General features: G+C 52.6%; 18 protein-coding genes and 1 pseudogene. 7 read left to right on the top strand and 12 right to left on the bottom strand.

Annotated features, from left to right (window positions below; translation table 11 throughout):
* Positions 1-184: 184 nt before the first annotated feature.
* The 6 genes and pseudogenes from I6L54_RS13390 to I6L54_RS13360 all read right to left on the bottom strand — a co-directional run bounded on the left by I6L54_RS13390 (position 185) and on the right by I6L54_RS13360 (position 6,799).
* Positions 185-958, bottom strand: coding sequence for an amino acid ABC transporter ATP-binding protein (locus tag I6L54_RS13390; RefSeq protein ID WP_005126776.1), 774 nt, complete (start codon positions 956-958; stop codon positions 185-187).
* The gene (locus I6L54_RS13385) at positions 942-1,868 is read right to left on the bottom strand and encodes an amino acid ABC transporter permease (protein ID WP_005126775.1); all 927 of its coding nucleotides are present in this window, start codon (positions 1,866-1,868) and stop codon (positions 942-944) included. The genes I6L54_RS13390 and I6L54_RS13385 overlap by 17 nt, the downstream gene beginning before the upstream one ends.
* A 9-nt stretch (positions 1,869-1,877) precedes the next feature.
* Positions 1,878-2,387 (bottom strand): GNAT family N-acetyltransferase, encoded by a 510-nt coding sequence (locus tag I6L54_RS13380; protein WP_040231010.1) that lies wholly within the window; start codon positions 2,385-2,387, stop codon positions 1,878-1,880.
* Between the two features lie 9 nt (positions 2,388-2,396).
* Positions 2,397-4,655, bottom strand: a pseudogene (locus I6L54_RS24340) (NtaA/DmoA family FMN-dependent monooxygenase).
* A gap of 24 nt (positions 4,656-4,679) precedes the next feature.
* Entirely contained in the window at positions 4,680-5,801 is a 1,122-nt protein-coding gene (locus I6L54_RS13365; protein ID WP_040231007.1) for an amidohydrolase, read from the bottom strand.
* Positions 5,801-6,799 (bottom strand): MsnO8 family LLM class oxidoreductase, encoded by a 999-nt coding sequence (locus I6L54_RS13360; protein ID WP_005126770.1) that lies wholly within the window; start codon positions 6,797-6,799, stop codon positions 5,801-5,803. Before I6L54_RS13360 ends, I6L54_RS13365 begins: the two co-directional genes overlap by 1 nt.
* A gap of 530 nt (positions 6,800-7,329) precedes the next feature.
* Here I6L54_RS13360 and I6L54_RS13355 point away from each other — a divergent pair.
* Together I6L54_RS13355 and ansP are read left to right on the top strand one after the other, a co-directional pair.
* A complete protein-coding gene (locus I6L54_RS13355) occupies positions 7,330-8,871 on the top strand; it encodes a methyl-accepting chemotaxis protein (protein ID WP_005126769.1) in 1,542 nt (513 codons plus the stop codon).
* 278 nt (positions 8,872-9,149) lie between these two features.
* Positions 9,150-10,592, top strand: a complete 1,443-nt coding sequence (gene ansP / locus I6L54_RS13350) for an L-asparagine permease (RefSeq protein WP_040231004.1) — start codon at positions 9,150-9,152, stop codon at positions 10,590-10,592.
* Positions 10,593-10,636: 44 nt separating this feature from the next.
* Here the strand turns inward: ansP and I6L54_RS13345 are convergent, their stop codons facing one another.
* From I6L54_RS13345 to I6L54_RS13330, 4 genes are all read right to left on the bottom strand, one after another.
* Complete coding sequence (locus I6L54_RS13345; RefSeq protein ID WP_005126766.1) at positions 10,637-10,858, bottom strand: YgdI/YgdR family lipoprotein; 222 nt, start codon at positions 10,856-10,858, stop codon at positions 10,637-10,639.
* Between the two features lie 136 nt (positions 10,859-10,994).
* Positions 10,995-12,056: a 7-bladed beta-propeller protein YncE gene (gene yncE / locus I6L54_RS13340; protein WP_040231003.1), complete on the bottom strand. Its 1,062-nt coding sequence runs from the start codon at positions 12,054-12,056 to the stop codon at positions 10,995-10,997.
* Between the two features lie 324 nt (positions 12,057-12,380).
* On the bottom strand, positions 12,381-13,415 hold the full coding sequence (locus I6L54_RS13335) for an NADPH-dependent curcumin/dihydrocurcumin reductase (protein ID WP_005126764.1): 1,035 nt from the start codon (positions 13,413-13,415) through the stop codon (positions 12,381-12,383).
* 69 nt (positions 13,416-13,484) lie between these two features.
* Entirely contained in the window at positions 13,485-14,060 is a 576-nt protein-coding gene (locus tag I6L54_RS13330) for a helix-turn-helix domain-containing protein (protein WP_005126763.1), read from the bottom strand.
* 37 nt (positions 14,061-14,097) lie between these two features.
* On the opposite strand from I6L54_RS13330, the gene I6L54_RS13325 reads away from it, so the two are divergent.
* Together I6L54_RS13325 and I6L54_RS13320 are read left to right on the top strand one after the other, a co-directional pair.
* Positions 14,098-14,616 (top strand): GNAT family N-acetyltransferase, encoded by a 519-nt coding sequence (locus tag I6L54_RS13325; RefSeq protein ID WP_005126762.1) that lies wholly within the window; start codon positions 14,098-14,100, stop codon positions 14,614-14,616.
* Positions 14,613-15,062, top strand: coding sequence for a DMT family transporter (locus tag I6L54_RS13320; protein ID WP_040231001.1), 450 nt, complete (start codon positions 14,613-14,615; stop codon positions 15,060-15,062). The genes I6L54_RS13325 and I6L54_RS13320 overlap by 4 nt, the downstream gene beginning before the upstream one ends.
* 77 nt (positions 15,063-15,139) lie before the next feature.
* Here the strand turns inward: I6L54_RS13320 and I6L54_RS13315 are convergent, their stop codons facing one another.
* Together I6L54_RS13315 and I6L54_RS13310 are read right to left on the bottom strand one after the other, a co-directional pair.
* Entirely contained in the window at positions 15,140-15,373 is a 234-nt protein-coding gene (locus I6L54_RS13315; RefSeq protein WP_005126760.1) for a YdcY family protein, read from the bottom strand.
* A 17-nt stretch (positions 15,374-15,390) separates the two neighbouring features.
* A complete protein-coding gene (locus I6L54_RS13310; protein WP_005126759.1) occupies positions 15,391-16,989 on the bottom strand; it encodes an ABC transporter substrate-binding protein in 1,599 nt (532 codons plus the stop codon).
* Between the two features lie 282 nt (positions 16,990-17,271).
* Between I6L54_RS13310 and I6L54_RS13305 the strand changes: the two genes are divergently transcribed.
* From I6L54_RS13305 to I6L54_RS13295, 3 genes are read left to right on the top strand one after another with little or no spacing between them, the layout of a single operon-like run.
* Positions 17,272-18,582, top strand: coding sequence for an SrfA family protein (locus tag I6L54_RS13305; RefSeq protein ID WP_040231000.1), 1,311 nt, complete (start codon positions 17,272-17,274; stop codon positions 18,580-18,582).
* A 4-nt stretch (positions 18,583-18,586) separates the two neighbouring features.
* Positions 18,587-21,565, top strand: a complete 2,979-nt coding sequence (locus I6L54_RS13300; RefSeq protein WP_005126757.1) for a virulence factor SrfB — start codon at positions 18,587-18,589, stop codon at positions 21,563-21,565.
* Positions 21,562-23,721, top strand: a complete 2,160-nt coding sequence (locus I6L54_RS13295) for a virulence factor SrfC family protein (RefSeq protein WP_040230998.1) — start codon at positions 21,562-21,564, stop codon at positions 23,719-23,721. Before I6L54_RS13300 ends, I6L54_RS13295 begins: the two co-directional genes overlap by 4 nt.
* The last annotated feature ends 16 nt before the right edge of the window (positions 23,722-23,737 follow it).

Raw genomic sequence — 23,737 nt, 5'->3', positions numbered from 1 at the left:
GTTTCGCTATGCTTCCTTACAGCTTCACTAAGGCGTATCTACCCCAGCCCCAATTCATTACTCATCTGATAATAAAGTAATTTTTCGATAATTAGTCGCTAAAGAGTGTTACTCAAAAAGAAGACTAATTTAGGATTAACGGACATTCATATTTCCTTGTGAATTTCACTTTAGGATCGCGGTATTACAGCACTTTCGACAAAAACTGCTGCGTGCGCGTATGACGCGGATGATTCAGCACCTGCTCGCTGCTGCCCTGCTCGACGATTTTGCCATCAACCATAAACACCACCTGATCCGCGACTTCCCGGGCAAAACCAATCTCGTGCGTCACCACCACCAGCGTCGTGCCGGACTTTGCCAGCGCTTTGATGACATCCAGGACTTCGCCCACCAGTTCAGGATCGAGTGCGGAAGTCGGTTCATCAAACAGCATCACGCGCGGATTCAACGCCAGCGCACGAGCGATGGCAATACGCTGCTGCTGTCCGCCGGACAGGTGACGCGACCAGGCATCGGCTTTATTTCGCAGCCCAACCGCATCAAGCAGCGTTAATGCCCGTTCGGTAGCGGCTTTACGCGATGCCAGCCCGTGGGCTATTGGCGCTTCAATCAGATTTTCCAGCACCGTCAAATGCGGGAACAAATTAAAGTTCTGAAACACATAGCCCACGTTGACGCGCTGGCGCAGGATTTCAGCTTCTTTCAGCTCATACAGCTTGTCTCCCTGCCGACGATAGCCGATATAGTCGCCATCGATTTGAATAAAGCCTTCGTCAACGCGCTCAAGATGGTTAATGGTACGCAATAACGTAGATTTCCCCGACCCCGATGGCCCGAGAATCACCGTTACCGTACCGGGAGGGATCTCCAGCGACACGTCATCGAGCGCTTTATGGCGACCGAAGTACTTGCTGACGCCGGTAATGGAAATATGGCCTTCAGGCGAGTGGGACATGGACGGTCTCCTGCGACGAAATTTGACGGTCGCGTTTAACTGCGCGACTTACCCGGGCGGTGTTAATAGCGGATCGTCGTTCACTGCGTGCCAGCGCGCGTTCAACCAGGTGCTGAATTAATGACAAAACGCTGGTGATCACCAGATACCACACGGCTCCGACCATCAGCAGTGGGATCACCTCCTGGGTGCGGTTGTAGATCATCTGGATGGTGTAAAACAGTTCCGGCATCGCCAGCACGTAAACCATCGCCGTACCTTTCGCCAGACTGATAATTTCATTGAACCCGGCAGGCAAAATGGTACGCAGCGCCTGCGGCAGGATTATGCGCAGCGTACGCCGCCAGGCCGGTAAACCCAGCGCGGCTGCGGCTTCGTACTGACCATGATCAACCCCAAGAAACCCGCCGCGAATAATTTCTGCGGTATAAGCACTTTGCACCAGCGTCAGACCTACCACCGCAGTGGAAAACTGACCCAGTACATTGATGGTCGCGAAACTGCCCCACTGAACGTTGGTAAACGGAATGCCAATCGCCAGCGTGTCGTACAGATACGAGAAGTTATACAAAATGATCAGCACCACGATCAGCGGCAACGAGCGAAACAGCCAGATGTATCCCCATGCCAGGCTATTCAACAACCAGGATGAGGAGAGCCGGGCCAGTGCCAGCAGGCCACCGAACATGATACTCAGCAGCGTGCCGATGAGCGTCAGCAGCAGCGTTTGTCCAAGACCAGACAAAATCACCGGATCGAAGAACCAGCGGGCAAACACGCCCCACTCCCAGCGCGGATTAAACGCCACCGACTGGACAATCACCGCCAGTACAAACAGGGCAATAATCGCCCCTACGGTGCGCAGCGGATAACGTGCCGGGACGACTTTGATGGTTTCCGTCGTTTTCATCTTTTCTCCTCAGGCAATTCTCGCCTGACCGGCGACAGTCAACAGTTTGGTAAAGCGCAGCCGTCCGTCAAACGGTGGCTGGCTGTACTCTTCGGGATCCCGCGCAATATCAAATTGCGGATCGTAGCCCTGACTTAAGTACAGCTGAACCGCCTCCGGCTGACGAAAACCGGTGGTCAGGTAGATACGACTGTAGCCTGCCAGTAGCGCCCGTCGCTCCAGTTCCTGTACCATGCGTGCCGCCAGCCCCTGCTTACGCAGGGTGCTCTGGGTCCAGATACGTTTAATCTCAGCCGTGTCCTGGTCATAAGGTTTGTAGGCTCCGGTAGCAATAATCTTGCCGCCGCGCTCCAGCACCACAAAGATCCCCTGCGGCGCCAGATACCATTCGGTTAGCTCCACTTCAGCATCACGGGAAAAATAATCACCATAGCGGGCGGCATACTCACCAAACAGTCCGTTAAGGATTGGCTGCAGTTCTGCCGCTTCAGGCGAAACAACGCGGAATTTATCGCTCACGTAGCCCCCTTAGTCGCCTAAACCAGCCGGATTGATTTCAGATTGCGGAATGCGTTCCACGCCTTCGCCCCAGCGGTTCAGCACCTTGTCATAGTCGCCATTGCCGATCACACCGTTGAGCGCGGTTTGTACCGGCAGAACCAGACCGCTGTCTTTTTTCAGCGTCACGGCAATATGTGCCGCTTTTGGCCAACCGCCATCAACGCTGCCCACCAGTTGCGTTTTGCCGTTGAGCGCAGCTTTCCACGCGCCGATAACGTTAGGACCGAAATAGGCATCGGCACGACCTGACTGTAGCGCCAGCGTCTGAGCAGCATCATCTTTGGTATACACCGGCGTAAATGCGGGCAATCCTTTCTTCAGGTTCTCTTCGTTCCACGCCAGCAGGATAGCTTCCTGGTTCGTCCCCGAACCGACGATGATACGCAGACCGGCAATATCTTCCGCCTGCTCTATTTTCTTCAGCTTGCTGCCGGTTTTGACGTAAAAACCAAGGGAATCTTTCCGATACGTCGCAAAATCGAATTTTTCTTTGCGCGCTTTGGTGACGGTAATATTGCTGATCGCGGCATCATATTTGCCGGAAGCCACACCCAGCGGCCAGTCCTCCCATGAGGTGGGCACCACGTTCAACTCCAGCCCCAGGCTGTCGGCCACCAGACGTGCGATGTCCGCTTCGCTGCCGATGAGCGTTTTATTATCATCGGCAAACACGGTCAGCGGCGGCTGGCTCAGCCCGGCGATAGCGACCGTGAATTTACCCGGTACAGCAAGGTGCAGGTTGGTGGGCAACTGTGCAATCGCCTGCGGATTTTTTGCTGTGTTGATCGGCGTTTTATTGGCCTCCAGGCTCACGCCGGTACCGTTGATGGTGACGTCATTTGCCCAGACTGTCGCGCTGAAAGCCAGTGACAGCGCAAGAAGTAGTGATTTTTTCTGCATAGCGTTTTTCTCTTATTGTGTGAATTGATTTGCAGGTGTCGCTAATCCCAGGCTTGCGCGCAGAGTCGTACCGGGATAGTCGTGGCGAAATAAACCGCGCGCCTGAAGCACGGGAATAACCTGTTCGACAAACCGTGGGAAGGTATCTGGCGTGCCCCCCTGAATGATGAAACCATCGGCGGCTTGCTCCTCGAACCACTGCTGCAGACCATCAGCAACCTGCGCCGGTGTTCCGCTAAAACGTGGACGTGGACTGGCAGCTTCCTGCGCCACCTGACGCAGGGTTAATCCCCGTTCCCGCGCATTGCGCTTGATCTCGTCAGTGGTACTGCGAAAACTGTTTTCCCCGAGGGTGCCAAGATCCGGGAACGGTGCGTCCAGCGGGTACTGGCTAAAATCATGATGTTCAAAATAGCGTCCCAGGTAATTCAGCGCGTCGGTGATGGAGACCAGCACGGCGGTGGTTTGATATTGCTGTTCAACGTCCTGTTCGCTGTCGCCCACAATAACGCTGACACCCTGGAATATATGCAGTTGATCGGCATGTCGCCCGCTAGTTTCGAGCTGGCTTTTTACATCCTGATAAAACGCTTTGGCCTCAGCCAGCGACGCCTGATGAGTAAAAATAGCGTCAGCATGCTGCGCAGCTAATTTTTTACCATCTTCAGATGCCCCAGCCTGAAATATAATTGGTCGTCCCTGCGGCGTACGGCCAATATTTAAGGGGCCGGCCACCTGAAAATAATCACCATGATGATTGAGTGTGTGCAGCTTTTGGGGGTTAAAGAATTCACCGCTCGCTTTATTACGGGTAAACGCATCGTCTTCCCAGGAATCCCACAGGCCTTTCACCACCTGTAAATATTCATCGGCAATGCGATAACGCTGGGCATGTTCCGGGTGCTGCGCCCGCGAATAGTTTTTTGCCGAGCCTTCCAATGGCGTTGTCACCACATTCCACCCGGCGCGCCCCTGGCTGAGATGGTCCAGGCTGGCGAACTGCCGTGCGGTCGTAAATGGCTCGCTGTATGACGTCGATACCGTGCCCACCAGTCCCAGATTTTTGGTTATGCTCGCCAAAGCGGATAATACCGTGAGCGGTTCAAAACGATTTAAAAAATGCGGAATTGATTTTTCATTAATATACAGTCCGTCGGCGACAAAAATAAAATCCAGCTTTCCTTTTTCCGCAATAAGCGCCGTCTCTTTGACAAAATCAAAATTAATGCTGGCATCGGCCTGAGCCTTCGGATGACGCCATGCGGACATATTTCCCGATGCGCCATGCAGAATCGTGCCGAGCCGTAGTTGTCGATTTCCAGCCATAATAATCCCTACCCAACAGGTAAATTAAAGGTGTGCGAATGCCGTTTTTGCTAAATGTACAAAATAGTGTGCGGCAGGTTCAATTAAACGTTCGTCTGGATTAAATCCCGGATGATGTAATCCATATTCACTGGCGCTGCCAATACTGACAAATGCGCCGGGCGTATTTTGCAGATAGACGGCAAAGTCTTCTCCGCCCATATGCAGGTCGGCATAGTGCGTGGTGTAACCGGAGTTTTTTGCCACTTCGGTAGCAATCTCTGCCCAGCGTGAGTCGTTCACCAGTGCGGTCGGTCCCGCATGCCAGATTACGTCGATTTGAGCGCCAAAGGCGTGGGCAAATCCGGCTGCGATATCGTTGACCCGATTTTTAACCTGCTGCTGCACCTGCGTACGGTGCGTCCGGAGCGTTCCTTCCAGCTCAACGGACTCAGGCAGCACGTTCCATGTATTTCCGCCCTGAATGCGGGTGACGCTGAGCACGACTGAATCCAGCGTGTTAACGTCGCGACTGGCAACGCTTTGCAGCACCGTTACCAGCTGACTGGCGAGCAGGATGGCATCTTTGCCTTCATGCGGACGCGCCGCATGTGCGCCCTTGCCATTAATGCGCAGCACGAAGCGATCGACATTGGCATAAAATGCGCCGCCGCGTGTGGCAAAATCACCTACCTCCAACCCGGGCTCGTTGTGCATGCCAAAGATCGCGGCCACATTTTGCAGGGCTCCGGCGCGGATCAGCGTTTTTGCGCCGCCGAAACTCTCTTCAGCTGGCTGAAACAAAATACGCACGCGTCCCGGTAGTGTGTTTTCTTCCTGCTTAAGTAACAGTGCGGCGCCGAGCATCACGCTAGTGTGAACATCGTGCCCGCAGGCGTGCATCACTCCCGGCGTGAGGGAGCGAAACGGCACATCGGCGCTTTCTTCTATCGGTAACGCATCGATATCCGCTCGTAGCGCGATGACATCTTCTCCCTGACCGATTTCGGCAACCACTCCGGTTTTCAGATTGAACGGCAATAGAGTGACATCTGCAGCATGCAACCAGTCACGAATACGCGCTGTTGTCGCCACTTCCTGGAGAGACAGCTCCGGGTGCTGATGTAGCTCGCGACGCCAGTCGATAAGCTGTGAGGCTAATGACATCAGACAACCTCCATCGTGCTATGGGCTTGCGCTAACAGGCGTAACGATGTCAGGCGCGCCTGACCTTCGGCCACCGGCGTATCGATAATGAATTCATCAATACCGTATTGCACCTGCAGTGATCGCAGTGTTGCCACCACCTCCTGGGCACTACCCTGCAGTAACGCCTGCTCACGCCGGGCAATTGTTCGTGGTGCGCTGCCCGCCTGCGCAGCGAAAGCCAGCGCCTGCTCTTCGCTGGCGACGGTGACGCGTTGTCCATCCTCCAACTCGACGCCCCAGATTTGTACATCTTCCGCCAGTTGCGCAGCCATATCACTGCTGTCAGCCACAATAACCTGCACGGCGACAATCGTTGGACGTGAACTGTTGGCCTGCCAGAAGCTCAGGACCTCATGCAGTAACGCTTTATCGCCGTTCAGGTGCGCCGCGAAAATAAAGTTCCAGTCAGACTCTGCCGCCAGGCGTGCACTTTCTACGCTCGCGCCCAGCACAAATCTTTGTGGCGGTGCAGGCGGGAGCGGTGTCGGGAATACCGTCTGCCCGCTTTCTGTCCCGGTCAGCGCCAGCCAGGCGTTCAGCTGAGCAAGCTGATCAGCGAAACTGCCTTTTTCTTCCTGATGAAGACCCAACTGCAATGCCTGCGTTGACAGCGGTAAGCCGCCTGGCGCTTTGCCAACCCCAAGATCGACACGTCCCGGCGCCAGTGAGGCCAGAAGATTAAAGTTTTCCGCTACTTTGTAGGGGCTATAGTGTTGCAGCATGACGCCACCAGAACCCACGCGAATGCGCTGGGTTTGTCCCAGTATCCAGGCGATCACCAGTTCCGGTGATGGGCTGGCAAGTTGCGGCGTATTGTGATGCTCAGCTATCCAAAAACGATGATATCCCCACTCTTCTGCGCGTTGTGCCAGGCGCAGCGTGCGGGCCAGTGCGGTTGCGGCAGTTTCACCTTCCCCGATGGGGCTTTTATCCAGAATACTCAGGCGGTATGACATGTTGCAGGCCTATATTTGTTAACATGTCAGTATTATTAAATTATCAAATAACCATATAGAAACATTTAATTCACATTTGCTCAGCTAAAAAACAGATAACCAACCCCGCAGCAGTCAGGGATAACCTTCATACCAACAGGAATCAAACTTCCGGTTTTGAACGCGGCACAATGCAGAAAAAATGACTTGTATTTGCATACTACAAAATATAATAGGTTTTTTATTGATACTGGAAAGACGGCAACATCCTTTTCGTTTGATTTATTTTTACGCACGCGTTCAGCAATTAATTTAATTTAAGTCAGACTAAATACCTGCCTGTGTTATGCGCTTGTATTAATTGTTTCATTTTTATGAAAGAGACATGGATTCCACGCATTAATTTTTTTATTTTAAATACTTTCACAGAACTGATGATTAGTAGAGAATGCAGCGTTTCTTATTAAAATGGTTTAAAACAGCTTTTTAATATCCCCTGGTATTATTACGGGGATCTTTGTATGAATTATACATACCATCATGGGGCCTTTATGAAAAGTAACATGCCCGTTACACAAATTGAGCACACACTTAACGGTAAAGCGACGCTGCTATCGACGACAGATAAAGAGAGTCATATTACCTATGCAAACTCCGCGTTTATCGATGCCAGTGGTTTTAACGAAAGTCAATTAATGGGTGAACCGCATAATATTATTCGCCATCCGGATATGCCTCCAGCTGCGTTTGCTGACATGTGGTACACGTTGCAGCAGGGTGACAGTTGGACAGGAATGGTGAAAAACCGGCGTCAAAACGGTGACCACTACTGGGTACGCGCCAACGTCACGCCCGTTTGGCACAATGAAAAGTTAACGGGTTACATCTCAGTGCGTACTGTTCCTTCGCGAGACGAAATATCTCAGAGTGAGCAGTTGTATGAAAAAATAAATAATCAACAACTTAGCGGGTTCCGTCTTTTTAAGGGTATTATCATTCGCCGTGGCATATTGGCATGGACGTCAATGTTTAAATGGTTGAGTATTAGTCAACGCGTCAATTATGCTTTGGGAGTAGTTACCCTGATCTCTTTGTTATTAATCTTCGCCCCCGTAAATCACTTTATTCAATCCGGCGGTTTACTGGCGTTATTTCTGTTATTTGCCATTTACCTTAAGTACCAAATTTGTCAGCCAGTTAATACACTATTGACTCAAATGAAGAAAGTCGTATCCGGGCGAAAACCCGATAACTGCCATTTAAATCGCGTAGATGAAATCGGCATGTTAATGCGACTGGTTAATCAGTCCGGACTTAATCTAAATTCACTGGTTGATGACGTCAGTACGCAAATATCCGGGATTCAGGCCATCAGCCAACGCGTTTCTAAAGAAGGTATCGCGCTGCATACACGTTCTGAAGAAACATCCGCGGATCTTCAGCAAACCGCTGCCGCCATCGAAGAAATTGGTAGTGCAGTGCAGCAAACTGCAGAGACGGCGGCGCATACCATGACGATGGCCGATAAAACCAGCACCAATGCCGCTGAAGGCGGCGATATTATGAAACAAACTATCGCCATGATGCAGGCGATCTCTCGTGATAATGGTCAGATTGTCGACATTATTGGCGTAATTGATAGCATCGCCTTCCAGACAAATATTCTGGCGCTCAACGCGGCTGTTGAGGCGGCGCGTGCCGGAGAGTCAGGGCGTGGTTTTGCCGTCGTGGCCGCGGAGGTGCGCAATCTTGCGCAACACTCTGCATCAGCGGCAAAAGAGATCAAACAGCTTATTGAGAAGAACGTCGCTAACGTCAATACCGGTGTAAAAATGGTTGAACAGACAGAAACGCATCTCACCGGGATGATCAGCGATGTATTACAGATGTCTATGATGATTAAAGACATTAGTCTGGCAACGCGGGAGCAAACCCAGGCGCTGGATCTGATTAATGATTCCATTTCGCGTGTTGGTACTATGACGCACAATAATGCCGAGATGGTGGAGCGTGTCACTGACGCGACTGCCGATTTAACGCAGCGCTCATCGCGATTGCAGCAAGCCGTGCAGGTCTTTGGCGTGTCGGCATAAGGCAAATAGCGCTCATTCTGCTGACGATCAGGATGAGCGCATTCCTTCGCATTTCCCCACCGCCTCTATTTTTACTGAATCGAGTCCACATCCCGTCAATTCAGGTCACAGCCCCCCCCCACTTCCCCGTGTCCAGGCTTTGCGTCACTTCTCAATTGAATGTAGGATGCTCGGCCGACAGTTTTCCCACGGTAACACAATGAAGGGTAACGCTGTTTTCGCTGCAGCTGCTGCGGCAAAAAGGATTTTGTAAATTAGTCAGGTTAACAGGAAACGTAATGAACACACACAACACGCAAGCCGCGGAACAACATGCGGCGAAACGACGCTGGTTGAATGCTCACGAAGAGGGGTATCACAAAGCGATGGGTAACCGGCAGGTACAAATGATCGCCATTGGCGGTGCTATTGGTACCGGGTTATTTTTAGGGGCTGGTGCACGTTTACAAATGGCCGGACCGGCTTTAGCACTGGTCTATCTGGTCTGCGGTATTTTTTCATTCTTCATTCTGCGGGCCCTCGGTGAACTGGTTTTACACCGCCCTTCCAGCGGCAGCTTTGTCTCTTATGCCCGCGAATTTTTAGGTGAGAAAGCGGCCTATGTGGCTGGCTGGATGTACTTCATCAACTGGGCGATGACCGGAATCGTGGATATCACAGCCGTGGCCTTGTATATGCACTACTGGGGCGCATTTGGTGATGTACCGCAATGGGTGTTTGCCCTCGGCGCGCTGGCGATTGTCGGCACCATGAACATGATCGGCGTAAAGTGGTTTGCGGAGATGGAGTTCTGGTTTGCACTGGTCAAAGTGCTGGCTATCGTTATCTTCCTGGTCGTCGGGACTGTCTTTTTAGGCTCGGGAAAACCGCTCGATGGTAACGCCACGGGCTTTCATCTGATCACCGACAACGGTGGTTTTTTCCCACATGGCCTGCTGCCAGCGCTGGTACTGGTACAGGGCGTCGTCTTTGCATTTGCCTCCATTGAACTGGTAGGCACTGCGGCGGGTGAGTGCAAAGATCCGCAAACGATGGTGCCAAAAGCGATTAACAGCGTTATCTGGCGAATTGGCCTGTTCTACGTGGGTTCAGTGGTGTTACTGGTCATGTTGTTACCGTGGAATGCCTATCAGGCAGGTCAAAGCCCGTTTGTTACCTTCTTTTCCAAACTCGGCGTTCCCTATATTGGCAGTATTATGAATATCGTGGTGCTTACCGCTGCGCTTTCCAGCCTCAACTCGGGTTTGTACTGCACTGGCCGTATTTTGCGCTCAATGTCGATGGGCGGTTCTGCGCCAAAATTTATGGCCAAAATGAGCCGTCAACACGTACCTTATGCCGGGATACTTGCCACGCTTGTCGTGTACGTCGTCGGGGTTTTCCTCAACTATCTGGTGCCTTCGCAGGTGTTCGAGATCGTGCTTAACTTTGCCTCGCTGGGCATCATTGCATCGTGGGCCTTCATTATGGTGTGCCAGATGCGTCTGCGTCGGGCCATTAAAGATGGCAAAGCGGCAGACGTTCACTTCAAACTGCCCGGTGCGCCGTTTACGTCCTGGTTAACACTGTTGTTTTTACTGGCTGTGCTGGTGCTGATGGCGTTTGACTATCCGAATGGGACCTACACTATCGCCTCATTACCGCTGATTGCCATTCTGCTGGTCGCTGGCTGGTTTGGTGTACGTAAACGCGTCGCGGAAATCCACCGTACCGCGCCGTAACGCTTTAAGGTAGGTCAGATTTCTGGCCTACCCGTTTGAGCGACTTAGTTTGCTTCAATTAGCTGAGCAACATCATTGCTGTTAATTTCCCGCGCATTCCCGTCCTGATCGGTATAGCTGGTCATTCCCGTATCTTTATCCAGTTTTGGTTTACCCTGGGTGGTAATCGTTTGTCCGCTTTTCGTCGTCATGACGTAATCGGTGCTACAGCCAGCCAGCGTAAACAGCATTACGCCCGCACAAAGACAGATTAATGGCTTTTTCATGGTATTCCCGTGTTATTCAGTTAGCCGTTGAGGGCGTAGTGTAAGTCCCTGAAGTTTGTCAGGCTACCGATGGGATGTAACGAGGCGTATCGTGGAGTATAGAGAAATGACAGGAGGGGTTGCCCCCTCCGAATAATTACAGGGCGATACGAATAACATCGTCCGGTTGAGTCGCTTCCTGCTCGCGTGTGGATTTCTGTTTCACACTTACGTACAGGGTTTTGCCATCGGCAGAGAGCGCCAGGCTGTTTGGGAACGTCGGGGTATCGAAGGTTTTAACCACTTTATAGCTTTTCGCGTCGATCACGCTGACTTTACCGGCCTGACGGTGGGTTACATAGGCTTCATTGCGTGTCGGGTTGAACAGTACGGCCAGAGATTCCGGTGCGGCAACTTTTGCCAGCACGTTGCCGTTACGGGTGTCGACTACCAGCACTTCTGCCGCTTTAGAGTCAGTGACAAATGCGCGGTTACCCGCCGTGTCCAGGCTCAGGTTAATGAAGAAGTGCTCTTTGCCATCGTCCAGCAGCTTTTTGCGGCTGAGGACTTTGTTAGTGGCGGTATCGATGGTAATGAATTCACCATCGGCATTGGCGGTATACAGGCGTTTAGCCTTGCTGTCGACGGCCAGCGCGGTGCTCATTTTACCGGTATTTTGAATCGTGTCCTGAAGTTTGACCGTCTCACCGTCCACAACCCAAATCACGCTCTCCTTACCAATTCCGCTGATGTATACCTTGTTGGTGGCGTCATCAGCGACCAGTTCACGAGGCTGCAGCGGACGGACGTCTTCAGAACGTTTACGCGCATCCAGTACCAGGCGCCCTTTCACCTCACCGCTTTTCGCATCAATCGCCGTCACCGCGCTATTCACGGTATTACCAAACCACAACGTTTGCGTCACGTTATTGATGGTCGCGCCAAACGGTTTGAGATCGTTATGAATAACCTGAGTCACTTCAAGCGTAACCGGATCAAGACGGTAAACTATCCCACCTTTATCCAGCTTACGACTCTGCGAGGTGGCCAGCCACAGTGCGTTTTCCTGCTGGCTGTACGCCATTTCGTAGGCGCCTTTACCTACGCCTTTGCGCAGCAGTTCTTCCGCAGCCTGCGTGCTAAATGATGATGCAACCAGCAGTGAACCTAACAGTAAAGAACCACGCAGACGCGGTGAAAACAGATGACGTAAAGACATGACGACTCCCTTAGATAAATTCATTTGTTACTGCTTCACATAGCTTCAATGAGCAAAATCATAGTTTTGCCTTTTAAGAATGAGAATAGTAATCATTATTTATCGCAAAGTGGAGTGTTTATTCACTTTCGGTGAAAACCTTCTTATTTTCTCCATGAATACTCGCTTGCGGCGAAATCAATATTCAAACAGATTGGCTCGACAACGCTTGCCGTATGGCGGCGTTGATGCCAAATCTGGCCTACATTTGACACACTATATAGCACTATGTAGGCCAGATAAGCGAAGCGCCATCAGGCAGTTACCCTCTTTAACCTCGCCGCATCACTCTTCAGCAAGGCGAATTACGACCTTGCCAAAGTTTTTCCCGGTCAGCAGACCGATAAAGGTCTCCGGTGCATTTTCCAGCCCCTCTGTGACCTGCTCGCGATAGTGGATCTTGCCTTCCTGAACCCAGCGCCCCATTTCTCGCTGAAATTCATGAATACGGTGACCATAATCCTGACCAATGATAAAGCCCTGCAAGCGGATGCGTTTTTTCAGTAACGTGGCCATAAGCAGCGGTAAACGGTCTGGCCCCGTCGGTAGTGATGTGGCGTTATAACCGCTCACCAGACCACACAGCGGAATACGCGCGGAGGTGTTGAGTAACGGCAAAACGGCATCAAAAACTTTACCGCCGACGTTTTCATAATAGATATCGATACCTTGCGGACAGGCTTGTGCCAGTTGGAGTGCGAAATCAGGGGCATGGTGATCAAGGCAGATATCAAAACCCAACACGTCGGTAGCATGGCGACATTTCTCTGCTCCACCAGCCACACCAACGACCCGACAGCCCTTCAGCTTGCCGATCTGGCCCACTGTTGCGCCAACAGGTCCGGTTGCCGCAGCAACAACCAGTGTCTCACCGGCTTTGGGCTGACCAATATCCAGCAGCCCCATATACGCCGTAAAGCCCGGCATACCCAGCAGACCAAGCGCCCAGGAAGGATGCTCAGGGTGATCGCCTAGCTTTACCAAATCAGAACCCTTTGAGATGGCGAAGTCCTGCCAGCCGCTATAGCTCAACACCCATTCACCGGGTTTAAAATCCGAATGATTCGATGCCACGACCCGACTGACCGTGCCGCCCACCATCACTGCGCCAATCTCAACCGGAGGCGAATAAGACGGTTCGTCGCTCATACGCCCACGCATATAGGGATCGAGTGAGAGGTAGACGTTACGCAGTAACACCTCTCCGTCACCGGGCGGCGTGATGGCCTCTTCTTCAAGACGAAAGTTACCGGGAACCGGTGCGCCATGCGGGCGTGACGCCAGAACCCAGCGACGATTGCGTTGCATTTGTTGACCCATTGATGTTCTCCTCAGCTTTTGGCATGAATCCATCAATAGTAGACGTGCTATCTCTGTGATGCTTTCACATTAATTGCCAGCGTGGTTTAACCGCACAACCAGATAAACGCAGGACTGCGCGGTTTCATTGATAAACCGACAGTCGTTTGGTGGACCCAGCTCCAGGCAATCCCCGGCTTTCATTTCATGGCGTGTATCACCTTCCACAAACACCAATTCTCCCTGCTGCAACCAGAGAAGCTGTCGGGCCTGCACGTAGGAAGCGGCGGGCATCGGGATATCACTGCCAGCCGGTAATTCGATTTGCACCAGATCGATAGGCAGATCGCTGCGCGGAGAAACATGGCGGCGTAAATAGTGGCTTTGCGGATCGTGCCAGACCGGCTGATCAGCGAAGCGCAGCAGCTTGCCCTCCTGCATTTCAGCTCGGGCAATCAGCATAGACATGCTGATACCAAAGGCGCCGGAGAGCCTACCCAGCAGCGTGGCCGTTGGACTGCTTTCACCGCGCTCTATTTTATGGATCATCGCCCGCGACACGCCCGCGCGCTCGGCAAGTTCCGTCAGTGACCAGCCGCGAGATTCCCGCTCAATGCGAATTCTTGCAGCGATCCGTTGATTTATGCTGTCTTCAATAGTATTCATATTGTAATACTATAGTGAACAAGCCCTGAGGTTCAACATGTCAATTCGATTTGCCAGTAAAGAAGACTGTGCCGCTATTGCCGAAATCTACAACCACGCGGTACTGCATACGGCGGCTATCTGGAACGATCAAACGGTCGATGCCGAAAACCGGATTTCCTGGTACGAAGCCCGTCAGTTGATGGGCTATCCGGTGCTGGTAAGTGAAGAGAATGGCGTGGTTACGGGATACGCCTCTTTTGGCGACTGGCGCAACTTTGACGGTTTCCGTCATACCGTCGAACATTCCGTGTACGTACACCCGGAACATCAGGGAAAAGGACTGGGGCGCAGGCTGCTCAGCAGACTCATTGAAGAAGCGCGCGCGTGTGGCAAGCATGTCATGGTGGCAGGAATTGAGTCGCAAAATCAGGCATCGCTCCACCTGCATAGCACGCTGGGCTTCAATATTACCGCGCAGATGCCCCAGGTCGGGACTAAATTTGGTCGTTGGCTGGATCTGACCTTTATGCAACTGCAGTTAGACGACCGCAGCGAACCGGATGCCGGCAGATGAACCAGACGCTGACTCTCTCCTTTCTGATTACCGCAGGTATTGGTCTGGTGGTGCAAAATACCTTGATGGTGCGCATTACCCAGACGTCCTCGACAATCCTTATTGCTATGTTGCTTAACTCACTGGTCGGGATCGTCCTGTTTGTCAGCATACTGTGGTTTAAACAAGGTGCGGCAGGGTTTGGCGAACTGGTTTCCAGCGTGCGCTGGTGGACATTGATCCCGGGTTTACTGGGGTCGTTCTTTGTTTTTGCCAGTATCAGCGGATACCAAAACGTAGGCGCTGCCACCACCATCGCGGTGCTGGTCGCCAGCCAGCTTATTGGCGGTCTGGTGCTGGATATTCTGCGTAGCCAGGGTGTACCGCTTCGCGCGCTGGTGGGTCCGGTATGCGGTGCGATATTGCTGGTTGTGGGTGCCTGGCTGGTGGCAAGACGTTCGTTTTAATTGCCTGATGGCGCTTTGCTTATCAGGCCTACAGAACGCCGGATAAGGTGTGAACACCGCCATCCGGCAAGGAAATATCAAAGAATAGAGCCGCCTTTGGTCAACTGCTCACGACGCGCTTCCATATCTTCTTTATGCTGGCGCCCATGATGTGCAATTGCCGTACGCAAACGTTGTTGCTGGGTGTAACGATCTTCCCGGCTCAGCGCAACATCATCGCTCAGTTCAATCAGCAATTCATTCATATGCGTAATGACGCTGTCTTCAATGGCGGCATCAACACGTGCGCTGACCTCATCCAGATGCGACATACTCCCTCCTTGACTCATTAATTTAATTTCGCTTTTGAAAAATCACTGCCCATCAGGCTAACACTGTATCCGCTGACGTTGCTGCGTGTGGCATAGAAGGTTTTACCATTCGCCAGCGCAATCCACGGAGCCTGCTGATAGAAAATTTCTTGCGACTGCTGGTAAAGTGCGGCGCGCTCTTGCGGTTTGCTTACCAGTTTCGCCTTTTGAACCAGCGAATTATACTCTTTATCACACCAGCGCGCGGCGTTTGATCCGGTTTTAATGCTGTCACAACCCAGCAGAACATCGGCAAAGTTATCCGGGTCACCGTTATCTGACATCCAGCCAAACAACGCAGTATCGTGCTCGCCTTTACGCATCCCGGAGAGATATTCTCCCCATTCCCAGGAGACGATTTTCGCCTTCACACCAACTTTTGCCCAGTCACTTTGGATCATCTCGGCAATACGACGAGAGTTCGGGTTATATGGGCGCTGCACCGGCATAGACCACAGCGTCGCTTCAAAACCGTTTTCCAGCCCCGCTTTCTTCAGCAGTTCTTTCGCTTTCTGCGGGTCGTAAGCGTAATCTTTCAGATCTTTATTGAAGCCCATCATATTCGGCGGGATTGGCGATTTCGCCACCGTTCCGGAACCTAAAAAGACCGCGTTAATAATGGCTTTTTTATCTGTCGCATAGTTCAGCGCCTGGCGCACAAGTACGTTATCAAACGGCTTTTTCTCCGTATTAAACGCCAGATAACCGACGTTCAGCGCTTCGACCGAATGCAGCGTCAGATCCTTGTTCTTTTTGATTTCTTCAAACTGCACCGGTGCTGGCGCGGGAATAATCTGGCATTCGTTGGTTTGCAGTTTCGCCAGTCGCGTCTGTACGTTTGGTGTGATGGAGAAAATCAGATGTTTCGTTGGTACCGCACCATCCCAGTAGTTCGGGTTGGCCAGATAGCGGATTTGTGAATCCTGCTTGTACTGTTGCAAGACATAAGGCCCGGTACCAATCGGCCAGTTATCGACGTTTTCCGGCGTGCCTTTTTTCAGCATCTCGTCGGCATATTCTGCCGAAAGAATAGAGGCAAAATCCATTCCCCAGTCAGCAAGAAATGCAGCGTTGGGTTCGTTCAGAACAAACTGAACGTGATAATCATCAACCTTCTTAACCTCTTTGATCAGTTTGTCCAGGCCAACATCGTTGAAATATTCATAGCTACCCTGTGAAACCTTATGGTACGGATGATCGGCATCTTTCTGGCGTAATACTGAGAAAACGACGTCATCAGCATTGAAATCACGTGTAGGTTTAAAGAACTTATTACTATTGAACTTCACGCCCTGACGCAGGGTAAACGTGTAGGTCTTGCCGTCGGGGGAAATTGTCCACTCCGTTGCCAGAGACGGGACAGGGGTATTTTTGACCGGATCGAAGTTGATCAATCGGTTGTACAACACCTGTGAACTGGCGACAAACGACGGACCTGAACTGGCTATTTGGGGGTTAAATGATTCCGGGGATGCTTCAGAACAGTAAACGATGGTATCAGTACTGGCGGCATATGCAGCGCCTGTTGGTAAGACAGCGCTGAGTGCCAGCGCGAGCAGCGTTTTCCTTGCAATCATGGTTATAAACCTTCTTCTTTTGTTATTTACTCGTCTATCAGAGCATAGCTGGCAAAGCCGCACTAATAACAAATCTCTATCAGGTTATTCTAATCTGGCGGGTTTCGCTGATTAATTCATCATCGCAGGTGAAATAATTTACCTTAAGTCTTTTTCAAAACGTCAAGATTTTTCCTAATACTCTATGCCATGAAAATTCGCCCCTTTTTGCCTCTCTTCCGACGTTTGCTTACTTTTATTCCCCGTAAAGTAGATGTGTGAAGAAGTCTAAGGGGCAATTACGTGGCAAAAACTCTCTTGCGCAGCGGCAATTTGGATGACTATCAGGCCGTGGGTGGCGGTGGTCAGGCCGTGTTTGATTCAGCACTACAAATTCGTGAAACGCTTCGTCTGCGTAAACAACAGGCGATGGCGGATTGTCTGGCAATCCCACAAGTTAACGACAGTGGCGATCGGGTGGACTGGTATTCCCCGGTGGAAGGAAAGGCTGTCGCGTGGAAAGCCGCTGATGAAGATGCGCGTTTTCGGGCTCTGCGCTATCTGTCCAGTACGCTGGAGAATGCCGCGGCCCTGAGTCGGAAAAGCCTGCAATCGGGTAAAACTGCTCTGCAACTGTTTGGTTCACTACTCGACAAAGCCATCCAGTTTCCAGGTGAGAACCACGTGTTCCTGGTTGATGGCAAACCCGTCATTACGTTCTGGGGCTTCGTCAATCTGAATGAAAACACCCGTGACGATGTACTCGATTGCCTGCGTCATACCGACGTTCCCCCGGTTGTATTGGCACCTGAACCGGAGCCGGAAGTCGAAGAAATCCCGGCGGAAATCACTTTCGCCGAGGCCGATACCCCGCTGCTGACAACAGCTATTGAGCTACCGAAACCCGCTGAACCCGAACCACAACCCCCGGTCATTGTCAGTGAGCCAGAGATCGTGCCGCGGCCAGTACAGCGTAAGTCCACGCGGCGCCTGCCGCTGTGGAGCCTACCCGTTGCTGCAGCAGTGATTGCCGCCATTGCAGGGCCGCTATTGTGGAAACAACACACGGAATCTCCCGCACCTGCGGTTGCCCCCATTGACGTTGCAAAGGTAGACAGTAAACCGCTGCCTGAACTAACACCTTCACTACCGCTACATCGGGCTGACGTTATTCCACCAGTGAAAAAAGAGAAGCCCGTAGAAGGACCGGTGGTGATAGCCGCCATCCCGAAAGATGCGCTGGTGATGGATGCCAACCAGATGAAGGCAGGTACAACACGTTTTCTTAACGGCAACTGGCGTGTGCTGGTCGATATAAAAGATCCGATCAGCGGTAAAGCCCCGTCGCTGCGTTATCAAATCCAGGCCAATAAGGGTACTGCGCGCGTGGTGCATGGCGACAATATCGTTTGCCGCGCCGAAATTTTCTCTGGTCTGCATCAATCGGGCGAATTAATGATTAAGAGTCGCGGGAATGCCCGTTGCACGGACGGTTCGCGTTACCCAATGCCTGAAATCACCTGTAAAGCAGGAACAAACGACGTCGCAGCTTGTACCGCACGTTATGACGAACACGCGGAAATCCCATTGACGATCAAAAAGATAGGTGCCTGATTTTATGTTGGTGAATCTGTGTGATTACAAACAGAGCGTAACGCTCATCGCCAATAGCGGTGTGCAATTTCTGGATTTTGGGCTGACACCACAGGAATCTGCGCACCACGGTCGTTTTGTTCGCAAAACGGCAAACGGTCCCCTACTGCGTCTGGATTTTGATCTTGCGTCGGGACGCTATACCCTGCCGGGCAATACCGGCGGCCAACCCGAAGTAGTGAAACCGGAAAGCACGCAGACGCTGCATTATTCTCTGGACGTACTTGACGGTGTCTGGTTGCCGCTGCCGTTCCTGCGTTTTAACCCGCCCCGCACCTTTGTTGAAGGCCCGGATAACTGGGCGCGCGTCCAGGTGCGAAAACTCGCGCAGCCGGACAGTGCCGGCAATACTCACCGTGTCACGGTGGCGCTGGACAGTCAGTTGACTGAAGCCCCGGCAGCATTGACGCCAAATGAGAACGATCTGCTGAATGGCACGCGATTTGCGCTGGCCTGGCACGATAATGAGATCGCAGATTTCCTCGACCAGACGTGGATTGATGGCTGGCTACGCGAGTCCTTTTTGCAGCACGTCACACAGCAAGAAGACCGTTCAGAGCAGGAGATCCAACAAGCTCTACGAAACTTTGAATACCAGGCGCACTGGCTGAATTTGTTGACCCTGTTAGGCGAACAACTTTCCGTCCCGGAAGTGAAGTTGGTGACCCATACGCTCAGCACGCCCGCTATTCCTGTCGATCTCATTCTGGATATTGGCAATACCCACACCTGCGGCGTGTTGATTGAAGATCATGGCGATGCCAATGACGGTTTGCGTCAGACGGCTGAATTGCAGGTGCGTTCATTAAGCGAACCACAGTTCCTCAACGATCCACTGTTCACCAGTCGACTGGAGTTTTCTGAGGCGCGCTTTGGTAAGCAACATTTCTCCGTTGAGAGCGGCCGCGATGATGCTTTTATCTGGCCGTCGATTGTCCGCGTTGGGGATGAAGCCCGTAAGCTGGCGATGCAGCGTATGGGAACGGAAGGCAGTAGTGGGATCTCCAGCCCACGTCGGTATTTATGGGATGAAACCCCCGTTTTACACGACTGGCGCTTTAGCCAGATGAACGGTAAAACGCAGCGCGAGCCGCTGGCTACCGCCTTCCCGCTGATGAATCTGATGAACGATGACGGTCAGCCGCTGTTCAGCCTGCCGCAAGATGACCGGCTGCCGGTGTTCTCACCACAATACAGCCGCAGCACGCTGATGACGCATATGTTGTGTGAGATCCTGGCCCAGGCGCTGGGGCAAATTAACAGCGTAGCGACGCGGCTGCGTCTCGGGTTCCCGGCCTCTCCACGCCAGTTGCGCACGCTGATCCTCACTCTGCCGTCAGCCATGCCAAAACAGGAGCGCGAGATCTTCCGTCTGCGTATGTTTGAGGCCATTGCGCTGGTCTGGAAAGCAATGGGCTGGCACCCGCAGGACGAGGATTTTACCACCCGCAAACAGCAAGAAAAGAGCGTCGTTCCCGTACCTGAGATCCAGATGGAGTGGGATGAGGCCAGCTGCGGACAGTTGGTTTGGCTGTACAACGAAGCGATTTCACACTATGACGGGCATACAGAATCATTCTTTAACGCCCTTGCCCGTCCGGACCGCCAGCCAGAACCCGGTGAAGTTAAAGGTCGAGCATTGCGCGTCGCCTCCATCGATATTGGCGGCGGCACGACGGATATGGCCGTGGTCCATTATCAGCTGGATGACGGCGTTGGGGCGAATGTCAAAATCACCCCGCATCTGCTGTTTCGTGAAGGCTTCAAAGTCGCCGGGGATGACATGTTGTTGGATGTCATACAACGCTGCATACTGCCCGCCCTGCAAACCCGCTTACAACAGGCTGGCGTGACCGATGCCGCCGCCCTGCTGGCCACACTGTTTGGTGATTCCGGGAGAATCGATACTCAGGCTATTTTGCGACAACAAACCGCGTTGCAGCTCTTTATGCCACTGGGTCATGCGGTGCTCAGTGCCTGGGAGCAAAGCGATATTAACGATCCCGTAGCGGGGTTGCATGCTACCTTTGGCGAACTGCTTTCTCAGCGTCCGACACGCAATGTGATGAACTATATCCAACAGGCTATCGATCATGCATTGCCGTCTGGTTCACCGGCTTTTGATGTGCTGAGCGTTCCGTTGCAGGTGCAGTTCAGACAGTTGCAAGAAGCGCTGCTGGCAGGGCAATTTACCCTGACATCCCCTCTGCACGCCGTTTGTGAAGCGATTTCCCACTATCGTTGCGATATTTTGTTAGTCACTGGCAGACCCGCCTGTTTGCCAGGGGTTCAGGCGCTAATCCGCCATCTGCAACCCGTTCCGGTCAACCGCATGATCTGGATGGACAGCTATCGCGTACATGAGTGGTATCCGTTCAGCCAGCAAGGGCGTATCGGCAATCCAAAATCTACCGCTGCCGTTGGTGCGATGCTGTGTAGCCTGGCGCTGGATTTACGCCTGCCGCGCTTTAATTTTAAAGCTGCGGATATCGGCGCGTACTCGACGGTCCGCTACCTTGGTGTACTGGATAATACGGTCAATACGTTGCGCGATGAGAATATCTGGTATCACGACATCGATCTGGATAAACCTGGAGCAAAACTGGATACCCGTCTGCACTTCCCACTGCGCGGCAACGTGACGCTGGGCTTTCGCCAGTTAGCAAACAGCCGCTGGCCAGCCACCCCGCTGTATACGCTGAGCATCAATTCTGCTGAGCTGGCAAAAACGATTGCCGGTGACGGTGTATTAAATGTACGGCTGCAACTGCGCGGCGGCAGCAAAGAGACAGGGCCGGAATTTTTCGTTCTCAGTGATGCCTGGCTACAGGATGGCACGCCCGTTGCCGCCAATGCCCTAACGTTAAAACTGAATACACTGGCAGATCGTCGCCATAGCGGCAGCCATTACTGGATTGATAGCGGGAGTGTGTACCTGAAATGAGTAAGATGTTTAACACAGCACAAGCCGCCATCGAATGGGTGAATGACACACGCCAGCGCGCAGCGCGTCTTGATGATGAGGCGGATTCCCTGCTCGCTCAGCTCACCATCGCCGCGGTTACTGAGTCTGCGCTGAACACGGCGTTTTCATCGCGTGGCTGTGTGGGTCTGTACGGTCATTCACAGCCAGCAAAAGCACATCTGTTGTCCGCACTGTGCAGCAACACCAGTGGGAAATTGAATATTGCTACACCGGATCGCAGTTTTGATTATTTTTCGCATATCAATCCGGGCCATGCGCCGACCAATATGGCGATCCGCTTTACGCGTGAAGACAATCCCGTTGATAGCGAATGGCCTCTGCGCCTGCACCTGCTGAGTGAAGCGGAACTGGTACAGCTGTTTATCACGCAGTTTTGCGCAATGCCTGACAGCCGCCAGGTTGAAAAATCGATTATTGAAGCCCGGTTAGAAAAATGGCAAACGCTGCGTCAACGTCATCCGGTTCAGGGCATCACGGCACATGACGTAGCCGCTATCGGCCGTTTCTGGCGATCTTGTGTTCCTGCGAACCAGCAGCAAATTGATGATGCGCTATGGCATCAATTTGCTACGTTGCTGCCGGCGCTGGATCTGACCACCCGCGCTCACGCCTGGGCGCTGTTGTGGGGAGAACAACCAGAGCTAACGCAGCAATGGCTGGCATTAGCGCATACTTTGCAACAAACCGGACAGGCGCACGAGCTAGCCGCACCGCTGAGTTTGTTGGTCGATCATTTTGGCTTGCCTGCCGAAAGCTTCCTGACCCAGGTCGCATTAACCGGGAACGACGCGCAAAGCGATGTGGTGGTTCATCCTGTTGCAAACCATCAGTTGCTTAACGCGGTCAGTCTGTCGCTGGAATCGCTGGCGCTGCTGACGCGTGAACTGGTGCTGACTGTCGAAGACTCGGTGTTGGAAAACGTCGACCTGCTCGATATTCCCCTCGCACCGGATGCCCACCCCAACCCGCTGTGGCGGGCCAAATTAGGCTGGATGTTGGAACATTACCGCCAGCATCTGCAACCCGATGTCCTGCTGATCTGCAACGCAGTGTCTTCACGCTCGCAGACACCGGCCATCACGCGTAAACTGATGAGCTGGGCCAACGATACCCAACCCGTACATGATGCGGCGTTACCGGGGGTTGTGTGGGCCATTACGCCACAAGATGCTCGTTTTAGCACACAGCAAAACCTTGATGAGGCTGTGCAGCAATTAATGGGCAAGCCCGGGTTGCGCTGGGGGACATTGCAGGCACTGGATAAACACAGCCTGTTGCGCCTTGCTGAATGGCTGTCGCAAGCGACATCCGCTCAACAACGCCAGTCGCGATTAACGTCCCTGCATGAACAACATCAACAACGTGTTCGTGAGGCGCTGATGAGCTGGCTTAACGACAGCGAAAGCATGCCAGACTCCAGCGAGACAGTGATCCGCCAGCTTCAGGCCCAGGCAGCAAAGCATGGTGAACTCCTGGAGGGGTTACTACCACCGATGCGCTGCTTTGAGTCGTTGCTGCGAATCCAGCAGCCGCGTGAAGAACAAGTCAGTGGACTCTTTAATGAAGAGATTGACCTGTTTGCCGACGTCCGGGAACCGTCGCATGCATCCGAAAGCAAAGAGACCGGGTACCAGGCGCACAAAATGTGGATCAACCATGTGCGTCAGTGGTGTCGTGATGACAATAATGCGCGCCGATTGCGGCTTGATCCGCGAACGCTTAGACAGGTAGCCGACATTCTTATCACCACCAGCTATCGGCTGGAGATGCCTCAACGCCTTCAGCAGATTATGCAGCGAGAGAATGTCTGCGGGGCGCAGTTACACGCCGATATCGGTGATTTTATTACCTGGCTCGGCTACGCTAACGTTGCAGAGGCTCAACGCCCTGCCAGCAGGATCCTCAAGGGTGCGGCTATTTTCAGCGCGCCAGTACAACAACCGATGTCGCGCCTGACTCAATTGGATGAGCAGCCGCAGCACGGTGCAAGCCGACACGTTTACGACTGGCTGGTTGCGTTGTACACCCGTGCGAATGAAAACGTGGGATACCAGCATCCTCTGGACGTAACCAAAGACGACAGATTGCGATTAGTCGCTCTGCTGGCCCCCTGAAACGGCACTGACAACG

Source organism: Citrobacter pasteurii (assembly GCF_019047765.1).
GTDB lineage: Bacteria > Pseudomonadota > Gammaproteobacteria > Enterobacterales > Enterobacteriaceae > Citrobacter > Citrobacter pasteurii.
The sequence above is the reverse complement of the archived record's forward strand: the minus strand, read 5'-3'. Positions and strand labels throughout refer to the sequence as shown.

Coding starts and splice junctions, on each gene's coding strand:
- I6L54_RS13390 (WP_005126776.1), bottom strand. CDS start 958: ATGTCCCACTCGCCTGAAGGCCATATTTCCATTACCGGCGTCAGCAAG.
- I6L54_RS13325 (WP_005126762.1), top strand. CDS start 14,098: ATGTCAATTCGATTTGCCAGTAAAGAAGACTGTGCCGCTATTGCCGAA.
- yncE (WP_040231003.1), bottom strand. CDS start 12,056: ATGTCTTTACGTCATCTGTTTTCACCGCGTCTGCGTGGTTCTTTACTG.
- I6L54_RS13385 (WP_005126775.1), bottom strand. CDS start 1,868: ATGAAAACGACGGAAACCATCAAAGTCGTCCCGGCACGTTATCCGCTG.
- I6L54_RS13295 (WP_040230998.1), top strand. CDS start 21,562: ATGAGTAAGATGTTTAACACAGCACAAGCCGCCATCGAATGGGTGAAT.
- I6L54_RS13360 (WP_005126770.1), bottom strand. CDS start 6,799: ATGTCATACCGCCTGAGTATTCTGGATAAAAGCCCCATCGGGGAAGGT.
- I6L54_RS13345 (WP_005126766.1), bottom strand. CDS start 10,858: ATGAAAAAGCCATTAATCTGTCTTTGTGCGGGCGTAATGCTGTTTACG.
- I6L54_RS13300 (WP_005126757.1), top strand. CDS start 18,587: ATGTTGGTGAATCTGTGTGATTACAAACAGAGCGTAACGCTCATCGCC.
- I6L54_RS13310 (WP_005126759.1), bottom strand. CDS start 16,989: ATGATTGCAAGGAAAACGCTGCTCGCGCTGGCACTCAGCGCTGTCTTA.
- I6L54_RS13315 (WP_005126760.1), bottom strand. CDS start 15,373: ATGTCGCATCTGGATGAGGTCAGCGCACGTGTTGATGCCGCCATTGAA.
- I6L54_RS13320 (WP_040231001.1), top strand. CDS start 14,613: ATGAACCAGACGCTGACTCTCTCCTTTCTGATTACCGCAGGTATTGGT.
- ansP (WP_040231004.1), top strand. CDS start 9,150: ATGAACACACACAACACGCAAGCCGCGGAACAACATGCGGCGAAACGA.
- I6L54_RS13335 (WP_005126764.1), bottom strand. CDS start 13,415: ATGGGTCAACAAATGCAACGCAATCGTCGCTGGGTTCTGGCGTCACGC.
- I6L54_RS13330 (WP_005126763.1), bottom strand. CDS start 14,060: ATGAATACTATTGAAGACAGCATAAATCAACGGATCGCTGCAAGAATT.
- I6L54_RS13355 (WP_005126769.1), top strand. CDS start 7,330: ATGAAAAGTAACATGCCCGTTACACAAATTGAGCACACACTTAACGGT.
- I6L54_RS13365 (WP_040231007.1), bottom strand. CDS start 5,801: ATGTCATTAGCCTCACAGCTTATCGACTGGCGTCGCGAGCTACATCAG.